We start from the raw sequence: 20,190 nt of genomic DNA on the forward strand, positions 1-20,190 counted from the left end.
GCCCGCAGGGAGCCCCGGGACCGATGGCGCTCGGTCGGCCGCGGGCTCCCTGCCGGTGGGTGCCGTGGGTCAGTACTTGCGGTTCGGGAGCTCGGCCTTGGCCTGGTCCTGGAGGTAGTCGCCTTCCTTGGTCTTGATCCAGCGCTCGACCGTCTCGCCCTCGTGGACCTTCTTCACGACGTCCATCAGCTGGGGGCCGAGCAGCGGGTTGCACTCGACGATGCCGTTGATCTTGCCCTCGGACATGGCCACGAAGCCGTCCTTCACGCCGTCGATCGAGACGATCAGGATGTCCTTGCCGGGCTTCTTGCCGGCCGCCTCGATGGACTGGATGGCACCGATGGCCATGTCGTCGTTGTGCGCGAAGAGGACGTTGATGTCCGGGTTGGACTGGAGGAAGGCCGCCATGACCTGCTTGCCGCCGGCGCGGGTGAAGTCACCGGTCTGGCTGACGACGATCTTCCAGTCGTCGGCGTGGTCGGCGTCCATGACCTCCTTGAAGCCCTTGGCGCGCTCGATGGCCGGGGCGGCACCGGTGGTGCCCTCCAGCTGGGCGATCTTCACCGTGCCCTTGAGGCCGGCCTTCTCGACGACCGTCGCCAGCATCTTGGCGGCGCGGCGGCCCTCGTCGGTGAAGTCGGAGCCGACCAGGGTGACGTAGAGGGAGTCGTCGGAGGTCTCCACCGAGCGGTCGGTGAGGACCACCGGGATCTTCGCGGCCTTGGCCTCCTTGAGCACGGCGTCCCAGCCGGTGACGACCACCGGGGAGAAGGCGATGACGTCCACCTTCTGCGCGATGTAGCTGCGGATCGCGGAGATCTGGTTCTCCTGCTTCTGCTGGGCGTCGGAGAACTTGAGGGTGTAGCCGGCCTCCTTGGCCGCGTCCTTCACCGAGGTGGTGTTGGCGCTGCGCCAGCCGCTCTCCGCGCCGACCTGGGAGAAGCCGAGCGTGATGGTCTTGCTGCCCCCGGAGGACGAGCCGGAAGAGCTGTCGTCCTTCTTCGCACAGGCCGCCAGGCCGCCCGCCGCCGCCACGCCGACCGCCGCGGTGAGGAAGTTCCTTCTGCTGAGCATGTTCTTCTCCTTTGAAGAGCCGGCCCGGGGACGGACCTGCTGGTACTCGGGGACCGGCCGCACTGCGTCCAGCCTGTCGATCATCGTTCGGTATTTCGGCCACACCGCTGGGCGGTGAGGCCTACGGATCCGTCAGAGGGGCACACCTTCGGGTTGCGCGGCGTGCGGGAACGTACTTGCGCGCACGACAAGTTGGGGCTCGATCGCGATCGGGGACGGGGTGGCGGGCGAGCGGCCCTCGATCATCTCCAGGAGCAGCGCGATGCCCTGCTTCCCGACCGCCGAGAAGTCCTGCCGGACGGTGGTCAGGGGCGGCGCGAAGAACTCCGACTCCGGGATGTCGTCGAAGCCGACCACCGCGACGTCCTGCGGGGTCCGCACACCGGCCTCGCGCAGCGCCCGCAACACCCCCAGCGCCATCTGGTCGTTGGCGACGAAGACGGCGGTCAGCCCCCGGCCCACCCAGCCGGCCAGCTCCTGCCCGGCCCGGTAGCCGGACAGCGGACTCCAGTCGCCGCGCAGCAGCAGGGGCGGTTCGACGTCCGCCGCCTCCAGGGTGGCCCGCCAGCCGGCGGCCCGGTCGGCCGCCTCCAGCCAGTCCTCGGGTCCGGCGAGGTGCCAGACCCTGCGATGGCCGGCGGCCAGCAGATGGCGGGTGGCCAGGGTGGCCCCGAGACGCTGGTCCACGCTGACACTGGGAATGTCCACGCCCTGCCCGCTGCCCACGACCACCACCGGGAAGGGGCTGCGGAGTTCGGCGAGGGCGTCCACCGCCGAGCGCTGCGGGGCGATGGCGACCACCCCCTCGACCCCGCCCTCGCTGAGGTGGTCCAGGGCCTCGGACAGGGTCGCCATGGTCAGTTCGCGCAGGCTGACCGTGGAGACGAGATAGCCCTCGGCGCGCGCCGCCTCCTCCAGCGCGAACAGGGTGCTGGCCGGGCCGTACAGGGTGGTGTCGGAGGCGACGACGCCCAGCGTCCGGGTGCGCCGGGTGGCCAGGGCCCGGGCCGAGGAGTTACGGCGGTAACCCATCTCCTCGATCACGCGGAGCACCCTGGCCCGGGTCTCCTCCCGCACGTTGGGGTGGTCCCCCAGGACGCGGGAGACGGTCTGGTGGGACACGCCGGCCTGGCGTGCCACGTCGGCCATGGTGGGCGGCCGCAGCTGCGCTGGTGACACGGCCGCACCTCCTTGGCGATCGTCTGCGGATAAGTCGTGTGTCGTGGGCGGTGGTTTCCGCGCGGCCGGTTTCACTCCGCGCTGTCCGTGCACCCAACAGCACTGCTGGGACTGGCAAGTTGGGGCACTACGGGCACGACGCTCATACCTCCCACGCTGGCGCTGGACGCCGACCGGTGAATGCGGACGTCATTGTGAGCGCTAACAATTCATGGCGGTCAAGAGGGCTGCAACGGAACGTCGTCACGGTTGAATAACGCGCCAGGTGACGGGACTTGCTTGGACGCCCGTCCAAGGATCCCTCAACCACCGCTCACACCAGCGAAGTTGAGCCATTCGGAGGGGGCTCGGAGGGGGTGAGTTCCGGTCGCTGCCGGATGGACGGGGCCTGCCGGGCGGTCGGGCCGGAGGGAGGCACCCCGCGCCTGCGGCCCGATCCAGACGACCGGCCCTAGGAGCACCACCACAGGAAGCGGGTGCAGGTTTCCGAGGGGGAGGGGTCGGGGGACGGGTCCGAGGTCGTCGGGGCCGCGGTCGGGGTGGAGCCGGAGGGGGCCGTCGCGCCGGAGGAGGAGCCGGGGACGGTCGCCGACTGGGCTTCCTTGTCCGGGGTTCGGCTCGCGTCCTCCGCGTCCGGGGAGTCCGAGGCCGACGGGGACGCGGACGCGCTGGGAGACGCCGAGGTCTCGTCCTTGCCCGCGCCCTTCCGGTCGTCCAACGGCTGTGCGGACGTGCTCGGTTCCGCCGCCGAGTCGTCCACCTCGGAGGACTCGCCGCCGGCCGCCGCCGGGTTCGTCCTGGAGGAGAACCCCGGCGCGTCCACGCCGAGTTCGGCGAGGCTCAGCCCGCCCGCCGCCAGCACGAAACCGGCGGTGATCAGCACCGCGCGTCTGCGGCGTCTGCGGTGGACGGCCGCCTTGCGGTCCCGCCGGCTCGCGTCCGAGGCGTCGGCCGGACCCGCGCCCGCCGCGTCCCCGCCACCCCTGCGACCACCCCTGCCCTGGCCACGCCGACGCGCGGCCCGCCCCCGCGACTCGTCGCCGTCGGCCTCAGGGGCTTCCCGGCCGTCACCCTGGGCCTCGTGGCCGACATGGCCGCCCCCGCCGGGCGTGTCATGATCGCCGGGCCCGTCGGACGCGCCGGGCCGCGGCTCCGGGGTGTACACGTCCCGGGGATACGCGCGTAGCGGATCAGCAGATGCGCCGCACCCCGGGCAGGTGAGGGCGCCGTTGAGGTGCCGTCGGCACGGGTGGCAGTAGTCCATGACGCGGGAAGACTAGGTTCCCGGGCGGTCACGTTCCCAGGCTCGCCTGTGAAAGTTGTGTGGGAAACCGGCCATACCGGTGCGGCGGCCCGGGTGAGCTGTCACACACCTCCGACACCCTTCGATGGCGAAAGGGGCATCGAAGCCGTCAAACCGTTACCTGTTCGACCCATTGACACTCCCCTCGCGCCGTCCTTACTGTCTGCCCAGCATTTCGAACATGTGACGAAATCTCGAACAGCCGAAGGGTAACTTCCGTGCGCATCACCGGAATCAGCACGCACGTGGTCGGGACGCCGTGGCGCAACCTGACCTACGTCCTGGTGCACACCGACGAGGGCATCACGGGTGTCGGCGAGACCCGCATGCTGGGCCACACCGACGCGCTGATCGGCTACCTGAGAGAAGCCGAGCAGAACCACATTCTCGGCTCCGACCCGTTCGCTGTCGAGGACCTCACCCGCCGGATGAAGTACGGCGACTACGGCCGGGCCGGCGAGATCGTGATGTCCGGCATCGCCGTCGTCGAGATGGCCTGCTGGGACATCAAGGGCAAGGCCCTCGGCGTCCCGGTGTGGCAGCTGCTCGGCGGCAAGGTCACCGACAAGGTCAAGGCGTACGCCAACGGCTGGTACACCACCGAGCGCACCCCGGAGGCCTACCACAAGGCCGCCCAGGGGGTCATCGAGCGCGGTTACAAGGCGCTCAAGATCGACCCCTTCGGCACCGGGCACTTCGAGCTCGACCACGAGCAGAGCCTGTACGCCGTCTCCCTCATCGAGGCCGTGCGCGACGCCATCGGGCCGGACGCCGAGCTGATGCTGGAGATGCACGGCCGCTTCTCCCCCGCCACCGCCGTGCGGCTGGCCAGGGAACTGGCCCCCTTCAAGCCCGCGTGGCTGGAGGAGCCCTGCCCGCCGGAGAACCTGAAGGCGCTGGAGAAGGTCGCCGCCAAGGTCGACATCCCGGTCGCCACGGGTGAGCGCATCCACGACCGCATCGAGTTCCGCGAGCTCTTCGAGAGCCAGGCCGTGGACATCATCCAGCCGGACGTCGGCCACATCGGCGGCATCTGGGAGACCCGCAAGCTCGCCGCCACGGCGGAGACGCACTACGTGCTCGTCGCCCCGCACAACGTCGGTGGCCCGGTGCTGACCGCCGCCTCCCTCCAGGTCGGCTTCACCTCCCCCAACTTCAAGATCCTCGAGCACTTCAACGACTTCGCCGACGCGGAGATCAAGAAGGTCGTCAAGGGCGCGCCCGAGGTCGTCGACGGCTACTTCCACCTCTCCGACGCGCCGGGTCTCGGTGTGGAGCTGGACGTGGACGCCGCCGCCGAGTTCCCGCAGCAGCAGGCCCGCTTCGACCTGTGGGCCGAGGGCTGGGAGCAGCGGAAGCCGAAGGGCACGAAGTGAGCACCGAGGTCGTCATCGAGGCGCCCGGCGAGCACCGGCTCACCGCGCACACACCGCGTGAGCCGGGCCCGGGCGAGGCCCTGGTCCGGGTCCACGCGGTGGGCATCTGCGGCAGCGACCGCGAGGTGTACCAGGGCAACCGGCCCGAGGGGTACGTCCGCTACCCGCTGACCCCCGGCCACGAGTGGTCCGGGACCGTGCAGGCCGTGGGCGCCGGGGTGCCCGCGGGCCTGGTCGGCCGGAAGGTGGTGGGCGAGGGCTTCCGCAACTGCCAGGTCTGCGACCGCTGCCACGCGGGCGAGACGACGCTGTGCACGGACGGGTACGAGGAGACCGGCTTCACCCAGCCGGGGGCGATGGCCACCACCCTCACCCTCCCGGCGCGGCTGCTGCACGTACTGTCCGAGGACGCCGATCTCACGGCCGCCGCCCTGCTGGAGCCCGCCGCGTGCATCGCGGCCGCCGCCATCAAGGCGCGGGCGCTGCCGGGCGAGAAGGTGGCCGTGGTGGGCACCGGGACGCTGGGCATGTTCGCGGTGCAGTTCCTGAAGGCGGGCTCGCCGGCGGAGCTGCTGGTGGTGGGCACCCGCGACGACAGGGAAACGCTGTCACGGCGGTTCGGGGCGACCGACTTCCGCACCAAGGACCAGGAGCTCCCCGACGACTTCGACGTCGTGATCGAGACCGCCGGGTCCGCGAGCGCTGCCCGAACGGCCGCCTCGCTGCTCCGCAGGGGCGGACGGCTGGTCCTCACGGGCATTCCTGCCGCGGGTGCCGACGGTCTCGACCCGACGGATCTCGTCGTACGGCAGCTGGAGGTGCACACCGTCTTCGGGGCACCGCCGGACGCCTGGTCGCACACGGTGCGGGTGTTCGGGGCCGGGCTGCTGGACCCGCTGCCGCTGGTCACGCACGAACTGCCGCTGGCCGAGTTCCCCGAGGCCATCGAGCTGGTGGGATCCGGCGACCCGAAGGTGGGCAAGGTGCTGCTCAAGCCGTAGCGGCAGGCCCCTCACGCCGTACGCCGGTGCGGGGGCGACCTGACGGTCCCCGCACCGGCGTACATCCAGACCCACCCGCGCCCTGAGCCGCGAACCTCGTCCGAAATATCGAACACTAAGGACACCTTGTGACCGACGCTTCCGCCCCGGCAGCCCGTCGACCCGGTGAGCAGGCGCTCGCCGCACTCGGCCTGGGCGCACCCGCCCTCGACCCCGCCGACTCCTCGCCGCACTCCTTCCCCGGCGGCGGCCGCTGGCGCACCGAGGTCCCTTCGTGCGAGGGTCCCGAGGCGCTGGCCGTCATCCTGAAGGAGGCCTCGCGGCTCGACGTGCCGATCCACCGCATCAGCCAGGGCAGCGGTGTGTGGATGCTGACCGACGCCGAGATCACCGAGATGGTCGACGCGACGAACGAGCGGGACATCGAGCTCTGCCTGTTCACCGGTCCGCGCGGCACCTGGGACATCGGCGGCTCCACCCGGACCGACTCGCGCGGCGGGGGCTTGCGCGCCCGCGGCCACGACGCCGTAGCCGGCTGTGTCGAGGACGCGGTCCGCGCCACCGAGCTGGGCGTCAAGTGCCTGCTCGTCGCCGACGAGGGCGTGCTGTGGACGCTGCACCAGGCCCGTACGGCCGGCATCATCCCGGCCGACACCACGCTGAAGGTGTCGGCGCTGATCGGCCCCGTGAACCCGGCCTCGTACGCCGTCTACGAGCGGCTCGGCGCCGACTCCGTGAATGTGCCCAGCGATCTCACGCTGGACCACCTGACCGAGATCCGCCGGGTCTCCGGTGCCCCGATGGACATGTACATCGAGGCACCCGACGACCTCGGCGGGTACATCCGGATGTACGAAGTGGCCGAGCTGATCCGGCGCGGCGCACCTCTGTATCTGAAGTTCGGTCTGTCCAAGGCCCCGGGGATCTACCCTTACGGCCACCACATGAGGGATCTGACCCTGTCCACCGCCCGGGAGCGGGTCCGGCGCGGCCGGCTCGCGCTCGACCTGCTCGCGCGGCATGGAGCGGACGGTGACATGGCCCCGCTGGGCTCCCGCCTGCCTGGCGAACTGAACAGGTTTGACGCCCGGTCATAACGTTCCGGAAACCTCGCTTCACACAAGCCGACACAGGCGCGCAGAATCCCACACACCTCCTTCTCGGTCTTTTCACGGCGTCCCTCCAGGGCGTCCTCGCACCGCGGGACCGAGCCCTGCACACACATCAAGGATGATGACCATGCGTAACCGCAGAGCCGCACTCGCCGCCATAGCCGGAGCCGCTTCCCTCGCCCTCACGCTCAGCGCCTGTGGCCAGAACAGCGAGGGTGGCAGCAAGGAGGAGAAGGGCAGCGCCAAGGGCGGCACGATCGGCATCGCGATGCCGACCAAGTCCTCCGAGCGCTGGATCGCCGACGGCAACAACGTCGTGAAGAACCTCCAGTCCGCGGGCTACAAGACCAAGCTGGTCTACGGCGAGGACGACCCCGACCAGCAGGTCTCCCAGATCGAGAACCTGATCACCCAGGGCGTCAAGGCGCTGATCGTCGCCGCGATCGACAACAAGTCCCTGAACAACGTCCTCCAGCAGGCCAAGGACGCGGACATCCCGGTCATCGCGTACGACCGCCTGATCCTCGGCACGCCGAACGTCGACTACTACGCGTCGTTCGACAACACCAAGGTCGGCGAGCTCCAGGCCAACTACATCGTCGACAAGCTCGGCCTGGCCAGCGGCAAGGGCCCGTTCAACATCGAGCTGTTCGCCGGCTCCAACGACGACAACAACACCAAGTACTTCTTCAACGGCGCGATGAGCGTGCTCCAGCCGTACATCGACAAGAAGAAGCTGGTCGTCCAGTCCGGCGACACCCAGCTCACCCAGGTCACCACCCTGCGCTGGGACGGCGCCACCGCCCAGAAGCGCATGGACGACATCCTGACCAAGGCCTACACGAGCAAGAAGGTCGACGCGGTCCTCTCGCCGTACGACGGCATCTCGATCGGCATCCTGTCGGCGCTGAAGTCGGACGACTACGGCTCCAAGAGCAAGCCGCTGCCGGTCCTCACCGGCCAGGACGCCGAGCTGGCCTCGGTGAAGTCGATCATCGCGGGCGAGCAGACGCAGACCGTCTACAAGGACACCCGTGAGCTGGCCAAGGTCGCCGCGAACATGGTGGACGCGGTCCTCAACGGCAAGAAGCCGGAGACCAACGACACCAAGACCTACGACAACGGCTCGAAGGTCGTCCCGGCCTACCTGCTCCAGCCGGTGAGCGTCGACAAGACCAACTACGAGAAGGTTCTGGTGGACGGCGGCTACTACACCGCCGACGAGCTCAAGTAACCACCGGCACCTACTGATTGGAAGGCACGACCATGGCGGGACCCGTCCTGGAAATGCGCTCGATCGTCAAGACCTTTCCCGGTGTGAAAGCGCTGTCGGACGTCACACTGACCGTCCGCCAGGGCGAGGTCCACGCCATCTGCGGTGAGAACGGCGCCGGCAAGTCCACCTTGATGAAGGTGCTCTCCGGCGTCCATCCGCACGGCAGCTACGAGGGCGAGATCCTCTTCGACGGAGAGGTCTGTTCGTTCAAGGACATCCGGGCGAGCGAGCACCGCGGCATCGTCATCATCCACCAGGAACTGGCGCTGTCGCCCTACCTCTCCCTCGCGGAGAACATCTTCCTCGGCAACGAACACGCCAAGGGCGGGTTCATCGACTGGCGGGAGACCCTGCGGCACGCCAGCGAGCTGCTGCGCCGGGTCGGTCTCGACGACCACCCGGAGACCCGCGTCGCCGACATCGGCGTGGGCAAGCAGCAGCTCGTGGAGATCGCGAAGGCGCTGTCCAAGAAGGTGAAGCTGCTCATCCTCGACGAGCCGACGGCGGCGCTCAACGACGAGGACAGCGACAAGCTCCTCAACCTCATCCTGGAGCTGAAGAAGCAGGGCATCACCTCGATCATCATCTCCCACAAGCTCAACGAGATCCGCAAGGTCGCCGACTCGGTGACGATCATCCGTGACGGCCGGTCCATCGAGACCCTCGACGTGAGGTCGGCGGAGACGACCGAGGACCGGATCATCAGCGGCATGGTCGGCCGCGACCTCGACCACCGCTTCCCCGAGCGCACCCCGCACGAGGCGGAGGTCGACGCGGCTCCCGCCCTGGAGATCCGCAACTGGACCGTGCACCACCCGATCGACCAGCAGCGCAAGGTCGTCGACGACGTGTCGATCCAGGTGCGGCGCGGGGAGATCGTCGGCATCGCGGGCCTGATGGGCGCCGGCCGCACCGAACTCGCGATGAGCGTCTTCGGACGGACCTACGGCCGGTACACGGGCGGCACGGTCCTCAAGGACGGCAAGGAGATCCGTACGAAGACCGTCGCGGAGGCGGTCGACCACGGCATCGCGTACGTCACCGAGGACCGCAAGCACTACGGCCTGAACCTCATCGACACCATCAACCGCAACATCTCGCTGACCGCCCTGAACAAGGTGGCCAAGCGGGGCATCGTCGACGAGCACGAGGAGCGGCAGGTCTCCGAGGGCTACCGCAAGACGATGAACATCAAGGCGCCGACCGTCTTCGAGCCGGTGGGCAAGCTGTCCGGCGGCAACCAGCAGAAGGTCGTCCTCAGCAAGTGGATCTTCGCGGGTCCGGACGTGCTGATCCTGGACGAGCCCACGCGCGGCATCGACGTCGGCGCCAAGTACGAGATCTACACGGTCATCGACCAGCTGGCCGCCCAGGGCAAGGCGGTCGTCTTCATCTCCTCCGAGCTGCCCGAACTGCTCGGTATGTGCGACCGCATCTACACCATGGCCGCCGGGCGGCTCACGGGCGAGGTCCCGCGGGCCGAGGCCACGCAGGAAGTGCTGATGCGTCAGATGACGAAGGACAAAGAGGTAACGCGATGAGCACCGAAGTCACGGACAAGGTCCCGGCCGCCGCGCCGCCCGGCAAGAGCGGCGGATCGTCCGACGGCAACCTGCTCCAGCTGGTGCTGGGCGGTCTGCGCCGCAACATGCGCCAGTACGGCATGCTGATCGCGCTCGGTCTGATCGTCGTCCTGTTCCAGATCTGGACCGGCGGTGACCTGCTGCTGCCGCGCAACGTCTCCAACCTGGTGCTGCAGAACAGCTACATCCTGATCCTCGCGATCGGCATGATGCTGGTGATCATCGCGGGCCACATCGACCTGTCGGTCGGTTCACTGACCGCGTTCGTGGGCGCCTTCGCGGCCGTCCTGATGGTGCAGCACAGCATGGCGTGGCCCCTCGCCCTGCTGCTGTGCCTGGTCGTGGGCGCGGTGGCGGGCTCGGTACAGGGCTTCCTGGTCGCCTATCTCGGCATACCGTCCTTCATCGTCACCCTCGCCGGCATGCTGCTCTTCCGCGGTCTGACGGAGATCCTGCTGAAGGGCCAGACCCTCGGCCCGTTCCCGGACGGCCTGCAGAAGATGGGCAACGGCTTCCTGCCGGAGGTCGGACCGAAGACGAACTACCACAACCTCACGCTGCTGCTCGGCCTCGCCCTGCTGGTCTTCGTGGTCCTCCAGGAGATCCGCGACCGCAAGCGCCAGCAGGAGTTCTCGCTCGACGTGGCGCCCCGCAACCTCTTCCTGCTCAAGCTCGTCGCGGTCGTCGCCGCGGTCCTCACGGTCACCATGCTGCTCGCCAGCTACAAGGGCGCGCCCATCGTGCTGCTGATCCTGGGCCTGCTGGTGGTCGGCTACGGCTATGTCATGCGCAACGCGGTCTTCGGCCGGCACATCTACGCGATCGGCGGCAACCTGCCGGCGGCCAAGCTGTCCGGCGTCAAGGACAAGAAGGTCACCTTCTACGTCTTCCTGAACATGGGCGTGCTCGCGGCGCTGGCGGGTCTCGTGGTCGCGGCCCGGCTGAACGCGGCCTCGCCGAAGGCGGGCCTGAACTTCGAACTGGAGGCGATCGCCTCGTCGTTCATCGGCGGCGCGTCGATGAGCGGCGGTGTCGGCACCGTCCTCGGCGCGATCATCGGTGGTCTCGTCCTCGGTGTCCTGAACAACGGCATGAACCTCCTGAGCGTCGGCACCGACTGGCAGCAGGTCATCAAGGGCCTCGCCCTGCTGCTCGCGGTCGGCTTCGACGTCTGGAACAAGCGCAAGTCCGGTTCGTAGACCGGATCGACCGAGCAGACCGGATCGGGCCCCGCCGTGCGGCGGGGCCCTTCCCATGAGCGGGGACCAGGAGCGGGGACCATGAACAGGGACCATGAACAGGGAGGCGAAATGCCGGTGCAGTCGCTCTTCGGCAAGCTGGCCGACGGCACGCCGATCCACAGCTGGGCGCTGGAGAACGGCGGGACCCGGCTGCGGGTCCTCGACTACGGCGGGATCGTGCGGTCCCTGGAGATCCCCGACCGCGAGGGCCGCCTCGCGAACGTCAGCCTCGGGTTCGGCACCCTCGAGGAGTACGTCGAGAAGACCCCGTACTTCGGCGCGCTGATCGGCCGCTACGGCAACCGGCTCGGCGCGGGCCGCTACACCCTCGACGGCGAGACCCACCAGGCCGACGTCAACGACGGGCCGAACAGTCTGCACGGCGGGGCGGAGGGCTTCGACCGCCGGGTCTGGGACGTGGAGCCCTTCGCGCAGGGCCCGGACGTCGGCCTGCGGCTGTCCCGGACGAGCCCCGACGGCGAGATGGGCCATCCCGGCACGCTCGCGGTCCGGGTGACGTACACCCTCACCGCGGACGGCGGCTGGCGGATCGACTACGAGGCCACCACCGACCGCCCGACGGTGGTCAACCTCACGAACCACGTCTACTGGAACCTGGCCGGCGAGGGCAGCGGCTCCGTCGCGGCACATGAGCTGTCGATCGCCGCCGCCCGCTACACCCCGGTCGGCCCCGGACTGATCCCCACGGGCGAGCTGGCCGAGGTCACGGACACCCCCTTCGACTTCCGCACGGCCAAGGAGATCGGCCGGGACCTGCGGGTCGCCGACCCGCAGCTGCTGCACGGCCAGGGCTACGACCACAACTGGGTCCTCGACAAGGGCGTCACCGAGGAGCCCGTCCCGGTGGCGTTCCTGCGCGACCCGGCCTCGGGCCGCACCCTGGGCGTCGCCACGACCGAGCCGGGGCTCCAGTTCTACTCCGGCAACTTCCTCGACGGCACCCTGACCGGCCCGGGCGGCCGGGTCTACCGTCAGGGCGACGCGCTCTGCCTGGAGACCCAGCACTTCCCGGACTCCCCGAACCGGCCGTCGTTCCCGTCGACGACCCTGCGCCCCGGGGAGACCTACCGCTCGACGACGGTGCACACCTTCGGGGTGTAGAGCCCCGGCCCGGCCCCGGCCTTTTGATCCGGGAACGCGGATGCGAAACCTGGGTTCCCGGTTCCGCAACTCACATTTTTTTCACATCGGTTGAACGGGATGACTCACATCCACGTATGTACCGGTGGCCCGTGCTCCCCCGCGCGGGCCACCCAGACGACGGGCCCGGTCGTCCCCAGCGGGCCCGCCCCCTACGGAGGTTCCATGGCCGACAACGTCACCTCGTTGTTCCGCAGTACGGCGGCTCACAGCCCGTCGATGGCGGCGCTGACACGAGAAGGCGGCGACGGGACGGGTCCGGTCGACTTCTGTATCCCCTGCAACCCCTATTTCCCCACGCCGGCCATGATGGACACCATGTCCGCCAAACTGCGGGACATCGTCACCTACTACCCCAGCAGCGCCGACACGATCACCGCCGAGCTGTGCAACCTCCTCCAGCTGCCCCCGTCCGCCGTCGCGATGGGCAACGGCTCCACCGAGCTGATCACCTGGATCGACCATCTGCTGATCCGTGAGTCCGTCGCCGTCCCCGTGCCCACCTTCGGCCGCTGGACCGACCAGCCGATGGAGACCGGCAAGCGGGTCGACATGTTCCCGCTCCAGGAGTCCAGCGGCTTCGCCCTCGACCTCGCGCAGTACGCCGACTTCATCCGCACCCGCGGGACCCGGGCCGCGGTCATCTGCAACCCGAACAACCCCGACGGCGGCTTCCTGCACAAGCACGCCCTCGTGCAGTTCATGGACGCGATGGCCGACCTCGACCTGATCATCATCGACGAGTCGTTCCTGGAGTTCGCCGACGCGGAGCAGGAGCCCAGCGTCGTGCAGGAGGCGATGATCCGCCCGAACGTCATCGTCCTGCGCAGTCTCGGCAAGAACTTCGGTCTGCACGGCATCCGGTTCGGCTACATGGTCGCCAACCCCTCCCTGGCCGGCAAGGTCCGCTCGATGCTGCCGAAGTGGAACCTCAACGCCTTCGCCGAGTACGTGGTCTTCATGCTCAAGGAGCACGGCCCCGAGTACATGCAGAGCCTGATGCAGGTGCGCCGGGACCGCCTCGACATGGCGAGCCAGCTCTCCGCCCTGCCCGGTCTCACCGTCTACCCCTCCCAGGGCAACTTCCTCTTCGTGCGCCTCCCCGTCGGCGCCGAGGGCACGGTCGTGCGGGACCGGCTGCTCACCGAGCACCGCATTCTGATCCGTGAGTGCGGCAACAAGATCGGCTCCTCCAGCCGCTTCGCGCGGCTCGTGGTGCGCCCCCAGGTGGATGTGCGTCGCCTGGTGTCCGGCCTGGAACAGGTGCTCTACGGGACCAGGCGGGGAGCCCCCGTGCCCGAGCTGAGCCCCGGAATCAGCTACAGCTCGGGCACGGCCGCCGTGGACCGGCTGCTGGTCGAGGCGACCAACGGGGCGGGCATGCAGGGCCTCGCCGCTCAGGCCATGGGCATGCCGGGACTGGTCCCGGCGCCGGCCGCCGCGGGCCTGCCCATGCAGGCGCCCGCGATGGCGCAGGCCGCCCCGTCCAACGGCGCCGGGATGCCGTTGCCGGCTGCCGCACAGGTCTTCCCCCAGCCTGTGCCCGCGGCCGCTCCGGCCCCGGCGCCGATCCCCGCGCCCATGCAGGCGCCCATGCAGGCGCCCGCGCCGATGATGGCTCCGGCCATGCAGGCGCCGATGGCCCCGGCGCCGGCGCCGGCTCCCGCCCCGACTCCGCCCGGGGTCCCCGCTCGCGGCGGGCTCACCGCCGCGCAGGTGCGGGGGACCAACGGGCTGACGCCCGCGGCGGCCACCGGGTGGCCCAACGCCCAGCCGAACGCGCAGTCGTGGCCGAATGCCGCCGGGATGGGGCAGGCCGGGTAGTCGGGTAGTCGGATAGTCACCGTTCGGGGTGCGGGGGGGCGCAGCCGGGTGCGTTTTTCGCGGGGCTGGTCGCGGCGGAGCCGCACAGCCCCGCGCCCCTGAAAGCGCAGGGGTCGGGCGCAGCTCGCCCTCTCCGAGCGATCGGCTCCGGGCCAGGCAGTGGTGACCAGTCGGGGTGCCTTCTTGACCGGATCCAGCACCACCACCTGAACCGCCTTGAATGGCCGTGATCGCGGTCAGGGCCGAGTCGTACGCCGAGATCGTCTCCCCGTCCGCCAGGTCGGTGCCGCCCAGGCCCGACGACTGACTGTCCGCGTCGGCCACCAGGTCCCGGAGCACCCGGCCGGGGCCCTCCTCACGCTCGGCCGGCTTCGGCGAGGCCCCGGGGTGGGCGGCCGCCGGATACTCGACCCTGATCCCGCTCCACGATCCCGATCCGTACCTGCATCGCTTCTCCCCCGCGGACAGCTGGTGTGCGCCTCCGGTGTGATCGGCCCGAGTCGGGATCACGGCGGATGTCGCTTGTCGCCTCTTCCCGCCCGTCTCGCACCACGTCTTGGCTACCGGTGACCACCGTGTCGACACTTTGCCTTGCAAGTAACTTGACGGATGTTCACTTTACCGGTCTGACAGCGTCCCGACAGAAACCGCTCCTACGGTGCCGTGCTCATGACAGACACCTCGGAAACTCGCAGCCCCATCGGACGCCGCACGGTGCTCGTGGCGACGGGCGCCACCGCCGCCACCCTCGCCGTGGGCGCCGCCGCGTCGACCGAAGCCCCCACCGTCACGGCGGACGACACCGCTCCCGTCGCCGCCGCGGCCGTCTGCACCCTCACCAAGGAGATGACCGAAGGCCCCTACTACCTCGACGGACAGTACGTCCGTTCCGACGTCACCGAGGGCAAGGCCGGCATCCCGCTGAAGCTGGCCCTGACCGTGGTCGACGCCGGCAGCTGCGCCCCCCTCAGCAACGCCCTGGTGGAGATCTGGCACGCCGACGCCCTCGGCGAGTACTCCGGTTACGTCGGCAACAACGGCCACAGCGAGCCGGACGACGGCACCTTCCTGCGCGGCGGTGTGCTCACCAACTCCAGCGGGCTCGCCTCGATCACCACGATCTACCCCGGCTGGTACCGCGGCCGCTGCGTCCACATCCACGTCAAGGTCGCCACCGGTGTCACGGTCTCCTCCGACGGGCACTTCAGCGGCGGCAACGAGCTGCACACCGGCCAGCTCTTCATCGACGAGACCATCACGACCGCCGTCGCGAAGGTCTCGCCGTACTCGACCAACACGGTCACCCGCACCACCCTCGCGCAGGACTCCATCTACGACGACGCAGGCGCCTCCTCCGGTCTGATGACGCTGACCGCCCTCGGGAGCTCGACGTCCTCCGGGTACTCGGCGACGCTGACCCTGGGTGTCGACAGCTGAGCCTCGTCTGTCTTCCGGCTGGGCGTCATCGCAACCGCGGTGGCGCCCAGTCCGCGTGCCGGAGGGCCGCGCGGAGCGTGATCCCGGAGGGGGCCAGCCGCAGGGCCGCATCCCGCAGCGCCGCGGCGAGGGGATGGGTGAGCCCGTGTCCCATCCGGCCGGCCTGGCGGGCGGCACGGGCCACGGACCGGGTGCGGCGTCGGCGTTCGGCGTCGTAGCGGCGTCGGGGGACCGACACGCCCTGCGTTCCGAGGTAACCCCAGCCACAGGGCGTCCTCAGCCTCGTGCACGGTGACACCGAATCGCCCCGACGGCGATTCGGCTCCCCTGCCCCGCTCCGCGGGAGCGGGCATTCACCCCGGCCCTGAAGGACCGGGCACCCTGCCCGAAGGCAAGGTGGACGGGCTGGTCTTCGACCGGCTGGTCAACGGCGGGGCGGTGGCGGCGGAGGAGGTCCGGGGACTGGTGGCCTCGGCGCTGCGCTGAGGAACGTCCGCCCGGCCAGGGAGAGCCAGTTGAGGACGTCCACCTCGGCGCGCACGGTCTTCCCCGGCGGCGGCTCCCGGTCCACCACCTCCCACCGGGCGGCGAGGGCGTCCACGAGGTACAGCCCGCGCCCGGCGTCGTCGAGCGGCCCCGGGGCGCGCACGGCCCGGGGTCCGGGCGGACGGACCCCTGCGTGTGTGTCGCTCACCTCGATGCGGACGCTTCCGGTCACCAGGGACAGGCACAGCTCGAAGTCCCGGCCGGGCACCCGGCCGTGGGTCACGGCGTTCGCGGCCAGCTCGGCGACGATCAGCGCAACCGTGTCGGAAGCCTCGGTTCCGTGCGGGATCCCCCAGGTGTCGAGCTGGTGCAGCGCGAGGCGCCTCGCCAGGCGGGCACCCCGGGGCGTCGCACTGAAGCGCTGGGTGAACACACGTACGGTGACCGGGGGTTGGGGGGTGGGGCGGACTGTCATGGCGCCAATGTGTCGGGCCCGGCACCCGGCACGCCAGGTGGGAGGCGCGTACGCCGCGCGAGCGTACGCGCCTACGCAGTGGACAGTACTGGTGACTCGCCGTAACCATGGGTGCGGGAGGTGACCATGGCGGTCGAGAGCGGTGAGCCGGAGTCCTCGGACAGTCTGCGGACGTTCGGGGCGGTCGTCCAGGGCCTGCGGGAGCATCACGGGCTGAGCAGGGAGGAACTCGGCGACGTCGTGGGCTTCTCCAAACACACGGTGGCCTCGGTGGAACTGGGGAGGCGGATGCCGGACGAGGATTTCGTGGAGGCGGCGGAGCTGGCCCTGGGGAACACGGGGGCGTTGAGGCGGGCGGCGGGGTTCCTGGAGCGGCAGCCGGGGCTTGCGGCATGGTTCCGGCGGTGGGCTCGACTGGAGAAGACGGCGATCACCCTCTACACCTACGAGTGCCGGATGATCCCGGGGCTGTTGCAGACGGAGGCGTACGCACGGCAGTTGTTCATCGACGAGCTGCCACCGCTGACCGACGACGAGATCGAGGCCAACTGGGCGGCGCGGGCCGAGCGTCAGCGGTTGCTTCGGGAACGGCCGAACACAAGCTTCAGCTTCATCATCGAGGAGCAGGTGCTGCTGCGCCAGACCGGCGGGCCGGAGGTCACCCTCGGAGCGATCAACCACCTGCTGGAGATCGGGAAGTTACGGAACATCGCGATCCAGATCATGCCGCTGGTCAGGCGTTCACACGCCGGGCTGCACGGACCGATGCAGTTGCTGGAGACCTCTAAGAACAAGTGGTTCGCCTACATGGAGGCGCCCGAGAGCGGACAGCTCCTTTCCGACCCGAAAGCGATCAGCGTGCTCCATAGCCGGTATGCCACGATGCGTTCACAGGCCCTTCCTGCCGAGGACTCAGCGAGCCTGTTGCAACGGATGCGAGGAGACCTATGAGCACGCCCGAACTGGCTTGGTTCAAGAGCAGCTACAGCAGCAGCGGCTCCGGCGACTGCGTAGAGGTCGCCACCCGCCCCCACCAGATCCTCGTCCGCGACTCCAAGGACAGGACAGGCGGCCCCCATCTCACCCTCTCCCCCACCGCGTGGGCCGAGTTCGTGGCCCACGCGGGGAGGTGACCCGAGGGTCAGCGCCGGCTCACTTGGCGGGGCACTCCTTCCACGCCATGTGGTAGACGGTGTTGATGTCACCGTCGGTCGAGTCCATCGTCATGAAGCTGACCTTGGACGGCGAGGAACTGCCCGCGTTCACGCGCAGCTCGGTGTTGATGTTGAAGTTGCGCTGGACTCCGCACGGGGCGTAGACGAGGTTCGCCCAGTCCGTGATGTCGGTCGCCTGCCAGTTGTCGTTGAGCGCGCCGTTGAAGGTGTGGTTCTTGAACACCGTCTGCGACGAACCCTGGAAGTAGTACGACGCCCGCTGCACGGCGTTCGCACCCGACTGGAGCGAGGCGAAGCCGCGGTAGTCCGCCTGGGCGATGGCGTACGTGAAGCCCTGCGGGACATGGACGATCAGGCTGAGCTGGCAGTTCTTGCGGAACGCGGTCGGGTCGGAGTTGCCGCCGACCTGGGCGAGGTACTCGCTGTAGGTCACGGTGAAGGCGGTGTTGTCCTCGGAGACGGCGACCGCCGCCGAACCGGGACGGCAGCCGGAGCCGTTGACCGTGGCGACATCGATGACGATCTTGTCCGGCGGCGGGTCGGCGATCCCGCCCGGCTGGTGCGCGGGCATCGCCGCGGTGACGAGGGCGGCGACGGCGCCACCCAGGAGCAGTCCACTTGCCATGGGGGGTCTCTCCTCTTCGTGGAAGCACTTCGTTGAAGCGTGGAGAACCTGTGAGGTTTCTGTGGAGCACCGCGGCGATCGAATCGTAGGGAGGCCCCTGGGGAGCGGCCAGGGCGAACTCCGGCCATTCACCCCGGTCCGTTCACACGCCGGAGATCTAGGACACCAGGGGCTGCTCCTCCGACTCGGTCAGCCGCACGGTGCACAGTCCCCCGCGCTCGGCCTTCACCTCGGTCACCTTCAGCTGGGTGCCGGGCAGGAGGATGAACTCCTCCTCTCCCGTGAACGCGGAGAACCGGCGGATGCCGACGGCCCGCGCGGGCTGGACCTCGAAGAGGGTGCGCTTGCCGCGGCTGCCCAGGAAGGCGCGCGCCACGCCGAGTTCGGAGGTGCAGGACGACACACCCCACCAGGTGACGGTCCGTCCGACCGGGTACTGCGACCGCAGGTCCAGCGGCACGCCGCGCCACAGCGGCTCGGTGCGCACCGGCAGTCCCGACACCGCCGAGAACAGCAGCCGCAGATACGGCAGGTACGGGACCAGTTTCGACCGGTCGGGGTGGCGCAGGACGGCGTTGATCTCCCGGTAGAAGGCCGACTCGCAGGTGTAGAGGTAGAGCGCGGCGACCGCGTCGGCGGACAGACTGCCCGGCTGCTGGTCCGCGAGCCGCTTGCCGAAGTCGTGCGAGCGCTGGACGTGCCGGTCGAGGCCGCGCAGCAGGCCGGCGACGGGGCCGACGGCGTCCCGGAAGTCCAGCAGCGGGGTGTCGAACACACCGGTGATCCCGGGGAGGACGAGACCCTCGTCCTTGACGCTGGAGAGCCGCTCCAGATAGAGCTGGTGCAGTTCCATGGTGGACGTGATGAACGCGCCCATGCGTTCGGCGACCCCGCCGCCGGCCCCGTCGGCCTCCCCCGCCCGCTGGTCCCATCCCGCGCTCGGCAGCCAGTCGACCGGCTCCGCGCCCACCGCCGCGAGGGCGTCGTTGACCAGGGCGAAGTGGTCGCCGTCGCAGAAGATGTCGCCCTGCGCGGCGGGATTGCAGTGGTCGATGTGCCGGACCTCGACGTCCGGGTACTTCTTCTGGAGCCGCTGGACGACCGACTTCAGGCTGCGCGCGTGCGCTCCCCACCAGGCGAAGACGACACCGCGGTCCTCCTCGTCCTCGGCGTCCTGCTTGGCCTTGAGGATCTCCTCGACGATCCGCTCGGCGACCGGACGCCAGAACGCGGTGTGCGGATCGGCCCCGCGCGGCCCGTCGCTGCTCGCGGTGAGGGCCGCGTTCAGCAGGAGGACGCCCTGGGTGAGCATCGCCTGGAACCACTCCGGCGGCAGGACGGTGTCCTGCTTCTTCAGCAGCGCGCGGACGTCGGCTATCGGGGTCTTCTTCGGGATGCCGTACTTCCACATCGCCGCCGCCTTGATGAGGCAGCGGATGCTGACGACCCGGCCGAACTGGCTGTCCTTCCAGTCGTGGAAGGTGTTGTCGAACATCGCGATGCCGGTGGCGCTCTCCGGGCGCGGGTACGGGTTCTGCCCGAAGACGACGACCTTCCACTTGTGCGGCGGGTTCGGCTTGAGCGCCTGGAAGGTCAGCTCACGGACCGGGACCACGTCCGGGCCGCGGCCCGGGCCGATGAACGAGGCGGCGCCCGGCTGTGCCTCGATGACGGGCCTGAGCAGCGGAAGCCACGGTTCACCGCCGCCCTGGAACAGTTCGGCGAGGGCCAGCGGGTCGTTCGGGTCGGGCTGCGCGGAGGCGTTGGCGTCGATCATGGCGGGACGCTAACAGCGGGGTCTGACAACGCCCCTTCGGCCGCGGGGCGTTGTCAGTGGGGCCTTGTAGCGTCGTGATCACTGG

At 69.7% G+C, this 20,190-nt stretch carries 17 protein-coding genes and 1 pseudogene; 11 read left to right on the top strand and 7 right to left on the bottom strand.

Annotation, left to right across the window (positions count from 1 at the left end):
• Positions 1-69: 69 nt before the first annotated feature.
• From AQJ64_RS07915 to AQJ64_RS07925, 3 genes are all read right to left on the bottom strand, one after another.
• Positions 70-1,074: an ABC transporter substrate-binding protein gene (locus AQJ64_RS07915; RefSeq protein WP_055638878.1), complete on the bottom strand. Its 1,005-nt coding sequence runs from the start codon at positions 1,072-1,074 to the stop codon at positions 70-72.
• Positions 1,075-1,206: 132 nt separating this feature from the next.
• Entirely contained in the window at positions 1,207-2,253 is a 1,047-nt protein-coding gene (locus tag AQJ64_RS07920; RefSeq protein ID WP_055638877.1) for a LacI family DNA-binding transcriptional regulator, read from the bottom strand.
• 451 nt (positions 2,254-2,704) lie between these two features.
• Positions 2,705-3,517, bottom strand: coding sequence for an SCO2400 family protein (locus tag AQJ64_RS07925; protein ID WP_063808074.1), 813 nt, complete (start codon positions 3,515-3,517; stop codon positions 2,705-2,707).
• 257 nt (positions 3,518-3,774) lie between these two features.
• Here AQJ64_RS07925 and AQJ64_RS07930 point away from each other — a divergent pair, with 257 nt between their 5' ends.
• The 9 genes from AQJ64_RS07930 to AQJ64_RS07970 all read left to right on the top strand — a co-directional run bounded on the left by AQJ64_RS07930 (position 3,775) and on the right by AQJ64_RS07970 (position 15,567).
• Positions 3,775-4,932 carry a mandelate racemase/muconate lactonizing enzyme family protein gene (locus AQJ64_RS07930; protein WP_055636350.1) on the top strand — a complete coding sequence of 386 codons (1,158 nt, stop codon included), beginning with the start codon at positions 3,775-3,777 and terminating at the stop codon, positions 4,930-4,932.
• Entirely contained in the window at positions 4,929-5,933 is a 1,005-nt protein-coding gene (locus AQJ64_RS07935; protein ID WP_055636349.1) for a zinc-dependent alcohol dehydrogenase, read from the top strand. Before AQJ64_RS07930 ends, AQJ64_RS07935 begins: the two co-directional genes overlap by 4 nt.
• Before the next feature lie 128 nt (positions 5,934-6,061).
• On the top strand, positions 6,062-7,030 hold the full coding sequence (locus AQJ64_RS07940; RefSeq protein ID WP_055636348.1) for a hypothetical protein: 969 nt from the start codon (positions 6,062-6,064) through the stop codon (positions 7,028-7,030).
• Between the two features lie 142 nt (positions 7,031-7,172).
• Positions 7,173-8,279 (top strand): multiple monosaccharide ABC transporter substrate-binding protein, encoded by a 1,107-nt coding sequence (gene chvE / locus AQJ64_RS07945; protein WP_055636347.1) that lies wholly within the window; start codon positions 7,173-7,175, stop codon positions 8,277-8,279.
• A gap of 32 nt (positions 8,280-8,311) precedes the next feature.
• Positions 8,312-9,862, top strand: coding sequence for a multiple monosaccharide ABC transporter ATP-binding protein (gene mmsA, locus AQJ64_RS07950; RefSeq protein WP_055636346.1), 1,551 nt, complete (start codon positions 8,312-8,314; stop codon positions 9,860-9,862).
• Positions 9,859-11,103 (top strand): multiple monosaccharide ABC transporter permease, encoded by a 1,245-nt coding sequence (gene mmsB, locus AQJ64_RS07955; protein ID WP_055636345.1) that lies wholly within the window; start codon positions 9,859-9,861, stop codon positions 11,101-11,103. The genes mmsA and mmsB overlap by 4 nt, the downstream gene beginning before the upstream one ends.
• 81 nt (positions 11,104-11,184) lie before the next feature.
• Entirely contained in the window at positions 11,185-12,267 is a 1,083-nt protein-coding gene (locus AQJ64_RS07960) for an aldose epimerase family protein (protein WP_167738994.1), read from the top strand.
• A gap of 204 nt (positions 12,268-12,471) precedes the next feature.
• On the top strand, positions 12,472-14,130 hold the full coding sequence (locus AQJ64_RS07965) for a pyridoxal phosphate-dependent aminotransferase (protein WP_055636344.1): 1,659 nt from the start codon (positions 12,472-12,474) through the stop codon (positions 14,128-14,130).
• Between the two features lie 669 nt (positions 14,131-14,799).
• On the top strand, positions 14,800-15,567 hold the full coding sequence (locus tag AQJ64_RS07970; RefSeq protein WP_055636343.1) for an intradiol ring-cleavage dioxygenase: 768 nt from the start codon (positions 14,800-14,802) through the stop codon (positions 15,565-15,567).
• A gap of 25 nt (positions 15,568-15,592) precedes the next feature.
• Here the strand turns inward: AQJ64_RS07970 and AQJ64_RS07975 are convergent.
• Positions 15,593-15,787: pseudogene (locus AQJ64_RS07975) on the bottom strand (FAD-dependent oxidoreductase); the annotation flags it as partial.
• Positions 15,788-15,991: 204 nt separating this feature from the next.
• A complete protein-coding gene (locus AQJ64_RS07980) occupies positions 15,992-16,528 on the bottom strand; it encodes an ATP-binding protein (RefSeq protein WP_055636341.1) in 537 nt (178 codons plus the stop codon).
• Positions 16,529-16,654: 126 nt separating this feature from the next.
• Between AQJ64_RS07980 and AQJ64_RS07985 the strand changes: the two genes are divergently transcribed.
• Positions 16,655-17,479, top strand: coding sequence for a helix-turn-helix domain-containing protein (locus AQJ64_RS07985; protein ID WP_055636352.1), 825 nt, complete (start codon positions 16,655-16,657; stop codon positions 17,477-17,479).
• The gene (locus AQJ64_RS07990) at positions 17,476-17,661 is read left to right on the top strand and encodes a DUF397 domain-containing protein (RefSeq protein WP_055636340.1); all 186 of its coding nucleotides are present in this window, start codon (positions 17,476-17,478) and stop codon (positions 17,659-17,661) included. Before AQJ64_RS07985 ends, AQJ64_RS07990 begins: the two co-directional genes overlap by 4 nt.
• A 19-nt stretch (positions 17,662-17,680) precedes the next feature.
• Here the strand turns inward: AQJ64_RS07990 and AQJ64_RS07995 are convergent, their stop codons facing one another.
• Together AQJ64_RS07995 and AQJ64_RS08000 are read right to left on the bottom strand one after the other, a co-directional pair.
• The gene (locus tag AQJ64_RS07995) at positions 17,681-18,328 is read right to left on the bottom strand and encodes a DUF4360 domain-containing protein (RefSeq protein WP_055636339.1); all 648 of its coding nucleotides are present in this window, start codon (positions 18,326-18,328) and stop codon (positions 17,681-17,683) included.
• 157 nt (positions 18,329-18,485) lie between these two features.
• Complete coding sequence (locus AQJ64_RS08000; protein ID WP_059202507.1) at positions 18,486-20,105, bottom strand: ADP-ribosyltransferase domain-containing protein; 1,620 nt, start codon at positions 20,103-20,105, stop codon at positions 18,486-18,488.
• Positions 20,106-20,190 lie beyond the last annotated feature (85 nt).

Origin of the sequence: Streptomyces griseoruber (genome assembly GCF_001514205.1) — a bacterium.
In the GTDB taxonomy this organism is placed as follows: domain Bacteria; phylum Actinomycetota; class Actinomycetes; order Streptomycetales; family Streptomycetaceae; genus Streptomyces; species Streptomyces griseoruber.

What these genes read in the sequence shown, in the direction of transcription:
- AQJ64_RS07915 (WP_055638878.1), bottom strand. Translation starts at nt 1,074, where the DNA reads ATGCTCAGCAGAAGGAACTTCCTCACCGCGGCGGTCGGCGTGGCGGCG.
- AQJ64_RS07925 (WP_063808074.1), bottom strand. Translation starts at nt 3,517, where the DNA reads ATGGACTACTGCCACCCGTGCCGACGGCACCTCAACGGCGCCCTCACC.
- chvE (WP_055636347.1), top strand. Translation starts at nt 7,173, where the DNA reads ATGCGTAACCGCAGAGCCGCACTCGCCGCCATAGCCGGAGCCGCTTCC.
- mmsA (WP_055636346.1), top strand. Translation starts at nt 8,312, where the DNA reads ATGGCGGGACCCGTCCTGGAAATGCGCTCGATCGTCAAGACCTTTCCC.
- mmsB (WP_055636345.1), top strand. Translation starts at nt 9,859, where the DNA reads ATGAGCACCGAAGTCACGGACAAGGTCCCGGCCGCCGCGCCGCCCGGC.
- AQJ64_RS07960 (WP_167738994.1), top strand. Translation starts at nt 11,185, where the DNA reads ATGAACAGGGACCATGAACAGGGAGGCGAAATGCCGGTGCAGTCGCTC.
- AQJ64_RS07965 (WP_055636344.1), top strand. Translation starts at nt 12,472, where the DNA reads ATGGCCGACAACGTCACCTCGTTGTTCCGCAGTACGGCGGCTCACAGC.
- AQJ64_RS07970 (WP_055636343.1), top strand. Translation starts at nt 14,800, where the DNA reads ATGACAGACACCTCGGAAACTCGCAGCCCCATCGGACGCCGCACGGTG.
- AQJ64_RS07980 (WP_055636341.1), bottom strand. Translation starts at nt 16,528, where the DNA reads ATGACAGTCCGCCCCACCCCCCAACCCCCGGTCACCGTACGTGTGTTC.
- AQJ64_RS07985 (WP_055636352.1), top strand. Translation starts at nt 16,655, where the DNA reads ATGGCGGTCGAGAGCGGTGAGCCGGAGTCCTCGGACAGTCTGCGGACG.
- AQJ64_RS07990 (WP_055636340.1), top strand. Translation starts at nt 17,476, where the DNA reads ATGAGCACGCCCGAACTGGCTTGGTTCAAGAGCAGCTACAGCAGCAGC.
- AQJ64_RS07995 (WP_055636339.1), bottom strand. Translation starts at nt 18,328, where the DNA reads ATGGCAAGTGGACTGCTCCTGGGTGGCGCCGTCGCCGCCCTCGTCACC.
- AQJ64_RS08000 (WP_059202507.1), bottom strand. Translation starts at nt 20,105, where the DNA reads ATGATCGACGCCAACGCCTCCGCGCAGCCCGACCCGAACGACCCGCTG.